General features: G+C 35.1%; 11 protein-coding genes. 5 read left to right on the plus strand and 6 right to left on the minus strand.

The features are described 5' to 3' along the window. Positions 1-584: 584 nt before the first annotated feature. On the minus strand, positions 585-824 hold the full coding sequence (locus ESY88_RS18860; RefSeq protein ID WP_147088221.1) for a helix-turn-helix domain-containing protein: 240 nt from the start codon (positions 822-824) through the stop codon (positions 585-587). 460 nt (positions 825-1,284) lie between these two features. Continuing rightward, complete coding sequence (locus ESY88_RS18870; RefSeq protein ID WP_147088222.1) at positions 1,285-1,602, minus strand: hypothetical protein; 318 nt, start codon at positions 1,600-1,602, stop codon at positions 1,285-1,287. Positions 1,603-1,989: 387 nt separating this feature from the next. Here ESY88_RS18870 and ESY88_RS18875 point away from each other — a divergent pair, with 387 nt between their 5' ends. The 5 genes from ESY88_RS18875 to ESY88_RS18895 all read left to right on the plus strand — a co-directional run bounded on the left by ESY88_RS18875 (position 1,990) and on the right by ESY88_RS18895 (position 11,203). Then, positions 1,990-2,523, plus strand: a complete 534-nt coding sequence (locus tag ESY88_RS18875; protein WP_147088223.1) for an RNA polymerase sigma-70 factor — start codon at positions 1,990-1,992, stop codon at positions 2,521-2,523. 59 nt (positions 2,524-2,582) lie between these two features. After that, positions 2,583-3,752 (plus strand): FecR family protein, encoded by a 1,170-nt coding sequence (locus ESY88_RS18880; protein ID WP_147088224.1) that lies wholly within the window; start codon positions 2,583-2,585, stop codon positions 3,750-3,752. 92 nt (positions 3,753-3,844) lie between these two features. Then, positions 3,845-7,147, plus strand: a complete 3,303-nt coding sequence (locus tag ESY88_RS18885) for a SusC/RagA family TonB-linked outer membrane protein (RefSeq protein ID WP_147088225.1) — start codon at positions 3,845-3,847, stop codon at positions 7,145-7,147. Positions 7,148-7,155: 8 nt separating this feature from the next. Then, positions 7,156-8,556 carry a RagB/SusD family nutrient uptake outer membrane protein gene (locus tag ESY88_RS18890; protein ID WP_147088226.1) on the plus strand — a complete coding sequence of 467 codons (1,401 nt, stop codon included), beginning with the start codon at positions 7,156-7,158 and terminating at the stop codon, positions 8,554-8,556. Continuing rightward, positions 8,546-11,203 (plus strand): alpha/beta hydrolase family protein, encoded by a 2,658-nt coding sequence (locus tag ESY88_RS18895; RefSeq protein WP_189702657.1) that lies wholly within the window; start codon positions 8,546-8,548, stop codon positions 11,201-11,203. The genes ESY88_RS18890 and ESY88_RS18895 overlap by 11 nt, the downstream gene beginning before the upstream one ends. Positions 11,204-11,252: 49 nt before the next feature. On the opposite strand, the gene ESY88_RS18900 is transcribed toward ESY88_RS18895, so the two are convergent. From ESY88_RS18900 to ESY88_RS18915, 4 genes are all read right to left on the minus strand, one after another. Beyond that, positions 11,253-11,522, minus strand: a complete 270-nt coding sequence (locus ESY88_RS18900) for a DUF6520 family protein (protein WP_147088228.1) — start codon at positions 11,520-11,522, stop codon at positions 11,253-11,255. A 94-nt stretch (positions 11,523-11,616) separates the two neighbouring features. Continuing rightward, positions 11,617-12,609: a hypothetical protein gene (locus ESY88_RS18905; protein WP_147088229.1), complete on the minus strand. Its 993-nt coding sequence runs from the start codon at positions 12,607-12,609 to the stop codon at positions 11,617-11,619. Between the two features lie 70 nt (positions 12,610-12,679). Next, on the minus strand, positions 12,680-13,132 hold the full coding sequence (locus tag ESY88_RS18910; RefSeq protein ID WP_147088230.1) for a MauE/DoxX family redox-associated membrane protein: 453 nt from the start codon (positions 13,130-13,132) through the stop codon (positions 12,680-12,682). 95 nt (positions 13,133-13,227) lie between these two features. Further along, positions 13,228-13,512, minus strand: coding sequence for a helix-turn-helix domain-containing protein (locus ESY88_RS18915; protein ID WP_147088231.1), 285 nt, complete (start codon positions 13,510-13,512; stop codon positions 13,228-13,230). Between the last annotated feature and the right edge of the window lie 249 nt (positions 13,513-13,761).

Raw genomic sequence — 13,761 nt, forward strand, 5'->3', positions numbered from 1 at the left:
TCAACCCCACTTTAGAAGTGTGGTTTATTGAACTTAAAAAAATTTAAGTGTTAGGCATTAAATAAAATAATGAAGCTATATACTCAATGTTAACAACTTAGAACATGCCATAATCAAATCTTCCAAGATGTATTAGAATCATGCGCTATTACCTCAATTGCATATGGTACTATGTATTGTTTCCGTTAGGTACTGAAGAAGACGAATTCACAAAACAATGGCGGCAAAAGAAATAGGCATTCAGCCTATAAATTTCAAATTAACCATCAAACAAGAAGTTATTATTAGAATTACAATAAAGGGATTTGTATAGTTTTTAGATTTGCTAATTTTGAAAAAATGGAAAAATTAATCACATCCATTATTCTTCAAATTAAAATCAAACAGTTCTTTTGAGTGTATTTCTAGGCCTTTGGAAAGCTCAAGTACTGTTGACAATTGAATATTTCTTGAGCCTTTTTCTATTTTGCTTATATCACTATAATCGATATTTTACCGTGTAGGAAGCTCACGCAGACTCAAATTACGAGATAATCTCAATGCTTTAATGTGACTACCCAACAACTTCAAAAACTCATCCTTATTTATCCACATGTGAATTTAAAGTCTAATAATTCTTTAGGATGAACATCTAACCCTCTGGCCAACTCGAACAATGTTGTAAGTTGAATACTAACTTGACCTTTTTCTATTCTACTAATTTGACTATGGTCAACATCGCATAATTGAGCCAATTCGCGATAACTTAATTTTCTTTTTTGTCTATGATCTGCTAACAACTTTCCAAATGAAATTAGAAATTCCGTTTTATCATTTATATTCATCTTGGTATAATTTTGAGAAATATCCAAGAACTCACAAAACAATGGCGAAAAAACAAATAGTTACGATTTGAACAATTTGTCAACGTAAAATATCTTTACAACTGTCATTTAAGTTAGAAAACAATTCGTTATCAAAAAGTCTTTTAGTGTAATATTAATCATCTTACAAAACCTATTGATGGTTTGTATTGAAATCCCTCTACAGTCATTCGTGTTTTGCCAACGGCTAATCATTTGTATATCCACAAAATGAGTTTCAGCAAATTTTTATTGATTTTTATTTACAGTCATCCTTAGCTCTTTTACCCTCAAAGCTACCTTTTTATTAAATTCAATATCTTCTGCTTTCAAAATATCACAACACTTATATTGACTTTCAAGCACATAATGTCTTACTTACTATTTTTATCGGACAACAATAATTTTAATATTAAAAACAGTTGATGGTTATTATTTCTGACTAATTCTTGCTGTTATTAAAATTTTCAATATCATTTTTATTTATTGAGTCATAGATTATGGCAAAATCTTTTATACTAAACCCCATAGCTTCGATAATTAAAACTATAGTCGTAGAGTTTGGTCCTGATTTTGATTTTGCGTTAAAAGCGTCAGAAACAGTGGCTTTTCTGATATCAGCATCCAAAGCTATTTTATTGTAACTTTTGATTATATCCAAGTCATCATCCTCAACTTTAGAATATTCAATATTGATTGTTAAAAGTCTATTTAAAGCAATGGCAATCTTTATTTTGATATTTCCTGAATTTAATTCCACCCATGCAATTAACTATAAATCAAATAATTTATCGGTACGCTTTGGCGTATCGATAAATTATATTATATTTGATAGAATATTATATTGTATTTAGTATTTTTGCGATTCTTCGTATTTAAAAAATTTGAAGCCATCGCTTTGAATCTCATGTTAGAAAACTGGTAATTTTTGCAGAGAGATGATAAGTAGATAGGCTCACGTCCCGGGCGTGAGCTCTCTTATCTCTGCACGGTATACCAGTACCTCTAACGTGGTAAGTTGAGTTTCACGCCCTTTTTTTAGCATATTCTAAAATTTGAAAACATAGGGTGTTTTAATCAAAAAACACATGGAGCTCAACGTTTATTAGGGAAATCATTAGAAAATCCCTTTAAAAACCGATGGCACATGTATAAGGGCAAACAACATCCCAGAAGTCTGGAAGGGTTCAAGTCCCTTTTTGATACCCTCTACCCGCCCTTGTGTTTGTTTGCCAACAAATACCTTAATGATATGGACACCGCTGAAGATATTGTTCAGGAGGTGTTTATCAAGGTATGGGAACAGGACATCCAATATATAAACTTTTATGCTGCTAAATCTTTCTTTTATAAGTCTGTTAGAAATCGTTGTTTAGACTATCTTAAAAGTAAATATCACAGGAGTGTCATACAATCTCCAGATATAGACTTTGAAAAAATAGTTACGGAAGAGTTCTTTCTTACCCAATTAACAATTATTGACACCTATTCCCAACTCGAAACTGCAATAAAGCAACTGCCCACCAAATGTGAAAGAATCATTAGGTTGAGCCTAAACGAATATACTATCAAAGAGATAGCTGATGAACTAGCCATAAGTAAAAACACCGTTAAATCCCAAAAGCGTATTGCATACGAAAAGTTAAGGCACTCTCTTGGTAGCCTATTAAACATTTTTTGATTTTTTTTGCACCCTCCTTTAAACTTTTGTCGTTTTAGTGTTAAAACCAAAAGTCTGGCATGACACTACTCGATAAAATATACCAACTCACTAAAAAGCTATCAAAAGCCTTACTTGACAATAAGGGCTTCGGTGATTTGGATGAGTCTGATTTATTTTCAGATGATGCCAAAAAGCATATAAAGCAACATTTATCCGAAGAGGAAATTAAAGAAAATTTAGAGCTACTGAATAAAATTGATAAGGAGTTAGGTTGGGAGCACGTAGAGAATAGAATTTCTCATTATGGTAAAGTAAAATCCAACAAACGTCTTTCAAAATCATCTTTTTACAAAATAGCAGCTGTTGCTGTCCTTTTTATATCGATAGGTTATATAGCTTATAACGGTCTTACCAATGAGACACTTTTGGAAGTTGAACAGGTCAATTTTCCAGCCGGAAAGAATAAAGCCATTTTAACCCTTGAGGATGGAGTTGATGTTGCACTTGAAAAAGAAAGACCATTTAAAAAAGGAGCTGTACATAGCAATGGAGAGCGTTTGAAATATTCCAAAACCAGTACTAATTCTAAAATAGCTTTCAATTATCTAACAATACCCAGGGGAGGTCAATATCAAATTGAACTATCTGATGGAACGATAGTGTGGTTAAATGCCGATAGTAAACTAAAATACCCTGTGGCATTTAAAAGCGGAACTACCCGCACCGTAGAACTGTTATATGGGGAGGCCTATTTTGATGTATCACCTAGTACTAGTCATAATGGTGACACATTTAAGGTTTTGACAAAGGATCAGGAGGTAGAAGTCCTTGGTACCAAATTTAATATTAAGGCTTATAATGATGAGCGATACATTTATACCACTTTGGTTGAAGGCCAAGTAAATATCCTTGTAAACGGCCTATTGACACGGTTAAGTCCATCAGAACAAACAGCACTCAACATCGACACACAACAGTTGACCAAATCCATAGTGAATGTAGATTATCATATCGCTTGGATAAATGGGTATTTTAATTTTAAAGACACCTCGTTAAAAGAGATTATGCAGGTCATTTCCAGATGGTATGATGTGGACATCACTTTTGAATCACAAGCTTTAGAAGACGTAAGATTCAGCGGACTTCTCAGTAAAACACAGAACATTGAAGATATACTAAACGGAATCCAAAGCACAAAATTTATAAATGCCTATGGGATAGAAAACAAGACCATTATAATTAAGTAAATAAGGAAAGGGAATAGAGCTAGAACCTGAACAGTACACAGCTAAATCCCCTTAAACATCAATCGGTATTACACCAACTAATATGCAAATTTATGCAATTAAAATTAACAAACACGCTTTTCTTTCAATGGAAAGAAATCTCAAAGTTTATCGTGAAAACTTTACTACTCCTATGCTGTACAACTGTTTTTAGCCTTTCGTCAAGCGCGATTTTTTCGCAAAACGAGAAAGTCGTCATTGATTCAGATAAAACCATGACCATTTACGAGGTTTTAGAATTGATAGGAAAGCAAACAGAATGTACATTCATCTACCAGTCTGATATATTTAAAGATGTACCAGATATAGCCATTAGGAAAGGGGTCATCAAGGTTATGAAGTTATTGCAGCAATGTCTTCCAGAAACAGAATTCAAAATCACAACCACAAAAGACAGCTATATTACCATTATACGTAAGGCGCCTAACCCGCCTAGGCAAGTCCAAATCCAAATCAAAGGTATTATTACCGGTGTTGAGGGTTTGCCTATTCCTGGTGTTTATATTTCAATTGACGGCTCGACCAATTACACGACATCAGATTTTGATGGTTCTTTTTCACTAGTGGAGTCGTCAAATGAAACCCTTAAGTTTTCATTATTGGGTTATCAAACCCAGTTCGTTAAACTAGATGGTCGTACAACTATAAATGTCACACTTATTGAGGATGTTACTGCATTGGATGTGGTTACCCTCAATGCTGGCTATTATTCAGTTAAGGAGAAAGAGGCTACTGGCAATATCTCCAAGATTGAACAAAAGGACATTGAAAACCAACCTGTAACCAATCCCCTAGCAGCAATTCAAGGTCGCGTGGCAGGTGTAGAAATAACCCAGACCTCTGGACTTCCTGGCGCGGGGTTTGAGATCAAGATAAGAGGTCAAAACAGCATTAGAGCCAATGGAAATGATCCCTTATACATCATAGATGGTGTACCCTATGCATCCTCTACCATTGGTGATGTTCAAACTTCATTAATTATACCAGGCTTTGGCATTAGCCCATTGAACAATATTAACTCCGATGACATCCAAAGTATCGAAATCTTAAAGGATGCCGATGCCACCGCAATTTACGGTTCGAGGGGCGCCAATGGTGTGGTTCTTATAACCACAAAAAAAGGCAAATTTGGGGCGACTGAATTTAATATCGCCACGACCTCTGGTTTCGGGAGTATCGCCAATAGAATTGATTTATTGGGAACGCCCGAGTATCTAGCAATGCGACGAGAGGCTTATGAAAATGAAGGTATTGACCCTTTACCTTTCAATGCCTACGATATCAATGGCACATGGGATGAAAATAGATATACAAACTGGCAGAAAGAACTTATTGGCAAAACTGCTAGGCTTGAGAATGTTCAAGCGTCATTCTCTAGCGGCAATGCCCAGACCCGATTCTTAATAAGTGGTAATTATAATAAACAGACCAATGTTTTTCCGGGCGACTTTTCAAATCGTCAAATGTCTGTATTAAGTAGTATCAACCACAAATCAAAGAATGAAAAATTGGCCTTACAATTCTCAGCCAATTTTTCATCAAACAACAATGACCTGCCCGCAACAAGTTTGGTTAGAGAGGCATTGCTCTTAGCGCCAAATGCACCAACACTTTACAATGAGGATGGCTCTTTAAATTGGGAAGACTCTACTTGGAATAATCCCTTAAGAAACTTAGAAGGAAAATATGGTTCAAATAGCACGAATCTCATTAGTAATCTAACAATTGATTATGAATTATTTAAAGATTTCAAGTTCATCACTAGTTTGGGCTATACCCAAAACAATTTATCCGAAATAAGGACGGTGCCCTCAACAATCTTCAACCCAGCCTTCGGCCTAGGCCCGGAGATCTCCTCAGCCATTCATAATGATGCCAACCGTAAGTCTTGGATTATTGAACCACAATTACACCATAATTTTAAAATTTTTGATACCGATGTACAAACCTTGGTTGGGCTAACCTTTCAAGAAGAATCGAGCCACCAACTGAGCCAAATCGCTTCGGGATTTACAAATAATGTTTTGATTGAAAATCTAGCAGCAGCATCCCAACTGTTTGTTTTGGCAGACAATCCCATAGAATATCGATATAATGCTTTTTTCGGACGTGTCAATCTAAATCATAAGCAAAAATATATTCTCAACCTTACAGGCAGAAGAGATGGTTCGAGCCGATTTGGCCCTAATAAACAGTTTGCCAATTTTGGTGCTGTAGGAGCGGCTTGGATTTTTTCGAATGAAGATTTCATTAAAGAGACTTTTCCCATATTAAGTTACGGAAAAATAAGGGGCAGTTATGGTACATCAGGCAATGACCAAATAGGAAATTATGAGTATTTGAATACCTTTTCATTTGGAAATACATTTTATCAAAATACCATCGGGCTTCAACCAACGCGATTGTTCAATCCTGATTTTAGTTGGGAAGAAAATAGAAAATTGGAAATCGCTGTTGAGCTCGGTCTGTTTAAAGATGTAGTGCTTCTAAGCAGTAGCTATTATAGAAATAGGTCTTCCAACCAATTAATTGGTGTCCCACTCCCCGCAACGACTGGTTTCAATAGCATCAATGCGAATTTGGATGCGACCGTTGAAAACCGTGGTTTGGAATTTCAGTTGACAAGTCAAAATATTAAAACGGAACATTTTTCATGGTCATCTTCTGTCAATCTAACGATTCCGAAGAACGAGCTTTTGAGTTTTCCCGATTTGGAAGGCTCATCCTATGCCAATCAGCTAGTCATTGGCCAACCCTTGAATATTGTAAAGGTTTACGAATCTCAGGGTGTAAATCCTCAAACCGGTTTGTTTGAGTTTACAGATTTCAATAATGACGGCAATATTTCCTCTCCACAAGATAGACAAATTGTCAAGGATCTTAATCCTGAATACTATGGTGGGTTTGAAAATAGCCTTTCCTACAAAAACCTCTCCCTCAACGTTCTCTTTCAATTTACCAAGCAGCTTGGTGCCCACTATCTTGCAGGTGGTAATTTCATTGGCGCTATGAGCAACCAGCCTGTTGAAGTTTTGGATAGATGGCAGAATATAGGGGATGTTACCGATGTACAACAATTTACTACCGGTTTGGATCCCGAAAGTGCTTTAGCTTTTATTAATTATACCCAGAGCGATGCGGGTATTACAGATGCCTCATATATCCGTCTCAAAACGGTAGCACTTTCTTACCAACTCCCAACAATACGCCAACGTGTTAATTGCGAAGTCTTTTTAAGAGGACAAAATCTATTGACCCTAACTAAGTATAATGGTTTGGACCCAGAGACGAGATCTAGAAACACCATCCCCCCACTAAGGTTTATCACACTAGGAACGAAATTCACATTTAAATAATCGCTAACATGAACTTTATACATCTAAATTTAAGAAATTATCCATTGATTGTCTTTTTGGCGATTTGCCTCACCTCAATCGCTATATCCTGTGAAGATTTTGTAGAGGTTGATCCTCCAAATAACCAGCTTACTGGAGAAACTATATTTAGTAATGCCACCACGGCAAACACTGCGTTTGTAAATATCTACGGAAAACTAAGAGACAATGCACTCACCACTGGTGGCCTTGCTGGTCTTCCTTACCTCATGGGATTATATACTGATGAGCTTGAATTGTTTAATCAAAATTTGCAGCAACAGGAATTTTACAGTAATAACGTAACCCCATCCAATTTCTTAATCCAAAATTTATGGAATGAAAGCTATAACTTGATCTATGCTACCAATACGATTATAAAAGGTGTTGAGAATTCCAACTCCTTGTCTTTGGAGGATCGAGAACGCTTTTTGGGCGAAGCCTACTTTACCAGGGCATTTATACACTTTTATCTTGTTAATAGTTTTGGAACTATTCCTTACATAAAAACAACCGACTTTTTAATAAATAAAAATGTAACTAGGGATGACATTGGCAGTGTCTATCAAAATATTATAGATGATTTAATACTTTCCAGATCCTTGTTATCACAAAATGAAAATACATCTATAACAAATCTAAGACCCAACCAATTTACGGCATCAGCATTATTATCGAGAGTTTACCTCTATACCGAGCAATGGCAGTTGGCATTAAACGAGTCGGAAGCACTAATTGCAAATTCAAATTATACTTTAAACACAGATACCGAACAAGTTTTTTTTAAAACAAGTAACGAAACGATTTGGCAGTATGACTCGGGACAAAGTAGTAGTAACACCCTAGACGCACAAACCTATATTTTTACGAGTAGCCCACCTCCAAATAGTGCATTAGCGCCGAATTTGGTCAATAGTTTCGAGCCCAATGACCAAAGATTTACGGATTGGCTAGGTTCTGTTTCTGCAGGAACTGATATCTGGTATTATCCATTTAAATATAAACTCAACACAGTCACTAGCGCTACACAAGAGTGTACCATTGTTTTTCGATTGGCAGAATTCTATTTAATCGCTGCTGAAGCCAATGCGCAATTGGGAGCTATTTCTAATGGTCTCAACCGTCTTAACGCCATTAGAACTAGGGCTAATTTAGAACCCGTTACGAGTACTAATACCAATAGCCTTTTAAATGCCATTTATCGAGAAAGAAAAATAGAGCTTTTTACGGAAATGTCACATCGGTTTTTTGATTTAAAGCGAACTGGACGAATCGATGAGCAATTATCGCAAATTAAACCGAACTGGCAGTCTACTGATAAATTGCTTCCACTACCGGAATCTGAACTGATTTTAAACACTAATTTATTACCTCAAAATGATGGCTACTAAGAAACACTTTCTCGTAAAAAATTTTTATTTGTTTTTAGTCTTTTTTTTAACAATGGTCTGCCCGATGAACGGGCAGACCATTAAAAATAAGGTGGTTGAAGAAAGTGATTACCATTTATGGGGCTATCTAAAACAAGATCAGCTATCAAATTATGGTAAATGGGCTTCCTTTCACATGAGCTATGAATCAAATAAGGACACTTTGTTTATAAAAAGTATTGATACGCATAAGCTTTTCGCGATACCAAATGGATATAATAGTAAATTTAGCTTAGACGAGAATTGGGTAGCATTCCAATCTTATGATGGCTATGTTGGTTTACTCAATCTCAGAAATGGCAAACGGGAGCATTTTGAGGATGCTACAATTTACGATTGGTCTAATTCAGGACACTATTTGTCTCTTTATTTTCAAGTAGAGAAAAAGTTAATAATAAGGGATATTAGAAGTGGATTCTCAAAAACATTTTCAGGCATTACCGATCATCATTTCAATCATAAAGGTAATATTTTGGCTTATATCCAAGAGATGGATGGCATGAATAAAGTGGTTAAGATTAATTTAGAAAACAACTTTTCAGAACATCCAATTTACAGATCACCTGATAAAATTCAGAATTTGAAGTTGCATGAAACTAAAGAAAGCCTCATTTTCTTGGAAGAATATAGTCATCCAGACTATATCGAAAAAAGTCATGTTATTCATTTTTATAACAACAAACTCAACAGTTATGACCCGAGACTGGAAAAGGACTTTCCTAAAGATAAATACGTTTCTAGAAACTTAATAATCAGTGTGTCAGATTTTTTTATATCAAAGCAAGAGCATAGGATATTCTTTCCAATCCAAAAATGGACGAGAGTATCAGATACCTTTGCGTCAAGGAATGAAGATCAGGTGGAGATTTGGCATTATAAGGATACAGAAGTGTTTCCCAGGCAGGAAAATTTCAATTTTAGTGTTATAGGCGCCAAACTCGCCGCATGGGATTTAAAAGACAATAAAATTGATGAAATAACCAATAGTTCACAAGGACTGTATGTTTTAAATGAAAGCCATACGCATGCACTAATTTATAGCGACTCAGAATACTTACCACTATTTAAACATCAAGGATTATACTCTGACGTTTATATATTTGATTTGGAAAAACATCAAAAATCCCTCTTTCTAGATAAACTAAATTTAGAAAACCCCATCCTTTCATCTCCTAAAGGTAGATACTTCAATTACTTTAGGGACAATAATTGGTGGATTTACGATCTTGACTCACAAAAGCATTTTGCAATTACAAAAGCAATAAAGGAAAAAATTACAAAGGATTTCAGTTTAACGAGTCGTGAGACTATACCATTGAGTTTTCCCGTTTGGTCAAGGGATGAAAATGAAATTTTTATTTCTGGAGTAAATAATATTTGGAGGATGAATCTTATTAACTCCACAACAGCACAATTAACAAATGGTTTTAAACACGGATATAGTTATGAAATTTACAATGGACCGAGAGCTAGTCAAAACGCTAGAGCCATACATCACAATAAGGTATCGATTATCGAAAATCCAAAGGAAATAATTGTAAAAAAAACCTCATTACAATCTAAGTTCTCAGGTTTTGAAATTCTTAACGAAAATAGTCAAAATGAAACTTTAGTCTATGGAGATATCCTTACAGATGAGTTGTTTTCTTCGAAAAACAATAAAACAATGGTTTTCAGACAACAAAGATATGACCAATCCCCACAACTGAAATTATATAAAGACGGAGAACTATCAGATCTATACCAAAGCAATACCCATGAACATAAATTCTATTGGGGCAGTTCGAAACTCATTCAATATAAGGATTCTAAAAACAAACCGCTTCAAGGTATTCTTTATTATCCATCAGATTATGATTCTGAAAAGCAATATCCACTCATAGTTATTCCCTATGATCAACAAACAAGATATTATAATCAATTCATTCTGCCTTCCATGGCTGCCGATGGAGAATTGCTCACGAGTGTCCTTAATTTAAAAGGATACTTCGTACTACTCCCAGATATCAATTATGAAGAAGGCAATGCCGGTATATCAGCTTCGAACTGTATCGTTTCTGCTACAAAAAAAGCAATGGAGCTTGAAAACATAAATCCAAATGGCATTGGTATTATGGGGCATTCTTTTGGGGCGTATGAAACCTATTTCACAATAACGCAAACAAATTTGTTTTCGGCAGCCATTGCTGGGTCTGGATTTTCTGATTTGTTTACTTTCTCCCTTTCCATTCACCCTGGATTTAGAAATCATCCCGAAACGAATTATTTTGAATTTGGACAAATACGAATGAATAAACCATTTTATGAAATGAAAGATCTGTACTTGAAGAACTCCCCGATATTTCAATCAGATAAAATCAATACACCACTACTGTCATGGTCTGGAAAAAATGATTCTAGAGTGTTTTGGAATCAATCTTTATATATGTATTTGGCTTTAAGAAGAATGGAAAAAGAAAACATCATGTTAATTTACCCAAATGAATATCATGTATTGACGAAAAAAGAAAATCAACTGGACTTAACCAGTAAGGTTTTAGACTGGTTTGATTATCATTTAAAAGGTCATGAACCGAAAGATTGGATTACAAATACGAATCAGTATTAAAAAAAGAGGAGTCATTTGACTCCTCTTAAAATTCGAACTAGTTACAACCTTATTGAGGTCTATAAACCGTGAGTGGACAAATGGTCGCATTTGGATTACTTTTCCCAAAGGCCTGTGGTCCATTTAAGCCATTTGTACAGATTGGGCCAATAATTGTACTACAAGTTACTGGAACCATGCATGGCGATGGTGAATCAATATAACCTGCGATTACACTTAGTGCAGCTTCTCCCTTATTGCCTGACGTGCTAAAAGCAGAAGTCATTGCAAATACAATTGCCAGAACTGGCATCAAAAATTGAATTTTACGAGTTTTCATGATTAAAAAATTTAAATTAATGACCTACTCTATTATACAGGTTTTCAGTCTTACTCCTGCTATCGGCCGATAGATACTATTTTTAACTTTTAGATTATTCTCTCATTTTAAAATGGGTTGGTTTTAACTTATAAAGTGATAGTGAGTTTCCAATCAATGACACAAAATATTCATCGTGAACCTCAAATTCCCTTAATTTCGATTCATTTAAGTTATAAACGTAGAAACTAAGTTCATAGGTGGACTTTGTCCAATCATAAATATCTATAATCGCAGCTTGATTATGCATCACTTTCTCTTCAAATTTTCCGATTCTATCTGAGTGGATCAGCATGAGGTTATTTGTCATATACGCGTTTTTATTAATATATACTGGCGGGGCATTCATTGTGATTTTCAGTTTTTTAATGTTAGTTGATAGTGAAATTTGAGCAGTTCTTACGGTGTCGATAGTTCGCATTCGCGTTTCAAGCTCTAGATCATTGTTCATTATCATGAACTCATTCCGGTAATAATAGACATAGCCAATAAATTTATCGTCATCAGAAACTACCATTATACCATCCACATCAAATACACCATCAATCTGCTTTTCCAGAAGATCTTCTTTAAATAGTATATCCGAGGATTTATCTAAATCCACTATTCCTAGTATAGATTCAAAAGTTCGTGAACTTGTAGACTTAACAAAGAGTGTAGTTGAATCCATGGGAATAGCTTTGGAAAAATAAATATCACGCTCATCCCATAAGTTTGCTTCCCACATTCCAATTTTTCCTCGGAAAACTGCTGGTACTGTTCCATCAAGAAGAAAAAAATATGGACTGACTATTTTAATCTCCGCTGAACGAAATGGCAAATTCTTTTTATTGAGATTTATTTTAATATGCGTGGTATCTTGAGAAGCCAAGTCAATTTTCAAGAGATGTAATGGAGCTGTTCGATTTCCCAAATAAAGCTGGTTATCGACATATCCCGAAATATAGTATGAGTTATAACCTAAATCGAGATCATATAACTTTGATATGGGATGGTGCGGAAATCGTCTGGTAAAGGCATTGTTACGATGCACTTGATCTTCTGACATAAGAAATAATACAACAACCACTGAGATACTCAAAACCCCAATACTCAAAAGTCTGATAAATGTGGATGCCCTAAACATTGGATATTGTATTTGGTTTCAATGAATCCCTTTTCAAGATTAGAATGCTTAGTATCGCCAAGACGACAAAGCCCGAATTGAAAATAAGATGTTCTGTCCATCCAAGGCTTTCTAATACACCACCACAAGAACAAGGAATGTAATCGCTGAAATTCAGAATAATGATGATATAGGCCGTGAACATAACCATCAAAGCATAACTCGCATATAATCCCAAAAGAATCTGTTTTGTAAACAATAATAGACCTGCAAGAATAAATTCAATTGAAGGAATACCCCATGAAACATATTCTGCGTATGCAGTCAAAATTGGAGATTGTCCCAATTGGGTTTTGAAGTTTTGGAAATCAAGTAATTTGCTTGTCCCCGCATAGATGAACAAAATTGAAAATAAAATACAAGCGATTTTTGGTATGTATTGATAAATTGATTTAGAGCTTTTCATATCCTTTAATTTGATATGATAAAGATGCACACTAAAATTTATTTCTAAGAAGCAATTTAATGACCACTAAGGATTAACAAACACCTCCCTTAGAATCAATCATTATCCTCTATGGAGTTGTTCCGAAGCGCACTTGGAGAATACCCGTAACGTTTTTTAAAAGTCCTGGAAAAATGCGGCATACTTTTAAAGCCAGTCATATAGGCTATGGATTTTAGGGGAAGATCACTGTATTGTATCATCATTTGTGCCTTGCGCAATCGTTCCTGCACCAAAAAACGATAGACTGTAGTCCCGTAAAGCTCTTTAAAGCCGTACTTCAATTTAAACTCATTGGTGCCGATTTGCAAGGCGAAATCCTTTAAGGAGGGAAAGTCCATTTCCAAATTGTTTACTAAGATATCATGCCCCTCCCTGATCTTTCGTATATCTTCAAAAGTCAATCTGAGCTTTGTTTTTTTTTGTGTTTTCGTTTGATTTGCTGAAGACGTATAGCTGCCAAATTGTATATCCGCAAACAGCCCTAAAATGAAATAATTATCTTATATTCACTTGATATTAAAACAGTTGATTATGAATATATTTGATTTTGGAGTTCATTTCACAGACGAAAAGAGCTGCCGTACACA

The organism is Subsaximicrobium wynnwilliamsii, from assembly GCF_007997225.1.
Lineage (GTDB): Bacteria > Bacteroidota > Bacteroidia > Flavobacteriales > Flavobacteriaceae > Psychroserpens > Psychroserpens wynnwilliamsii.

Coding starts and splice junctions, on each gene's coding strand:
- ESY88_RS18860 (WP_147088221.1), bottom strand. CDS start 824: ATGAATATAAATGATAAAACGGAATTTCTAATTTCATTTGGAAAGTTG.
- ESY88_RS18875 (WP_147088223.1), top strand. CDS start 1,990: ATGTATAAGGGCAAACAACATCCCAGAAGTCTGGAAGGGTTCAAGTCC.
- ESY88_RS18880 (WP_147088224.1), top strand. CDS start 2,583: ATGACACTACTCGATAAAATATACCAACTCACTAAAAAGCTATCAAAA.
- ESY88_RS18885 (WP_147088225.1), top strand. CDS start 3,845: ATGCAATTAAAATTAACAAACACGCTTTTCTTTCAATGGAAAGAAATC.
- ESY88_RS18890 (WP_147088226.1), top strand. CDS start 7,156: ATGAACTTTATACATCTAAATTTAAGAAATTATCCATTGATTGTCTTT.
- ESY88_RS18895 (WP_189702657.1), top strand. CDS start 8,546: ATGGCTACTAAGAAACACTTTCTCGTAAAAAATTTTTATTTGTTTTTA.
- ESY88_RS18900 (WP_147088228.1), bottom strand. CDS start 11,522: ATGAAAACTCGTAAAATTCAATTTTTGATGCCAGTTCTGGCAATTGTA.
- ESY88_RS18905 (WP_147088229.1), bottom strand. CDS start 12,609: ATGTCAGAAGATCAAGTGCATCGTAACAATGCCTTTACCAGACGATTT.
- ESY88_RS18910 (WP_147088230.1), bottom strand. CDS start 13,132: ATGAAAAGCTCTAAATCAATTTATCAATACATACCAAAAATCGCTTGT.
- ESY88_RS18915 (WP_147088231.1), bottom strand. CDS start 13,512: ATGGACTTTCCCTCCTTAAAGGATTTCGCCTTGCAAATCGGCACCAAT.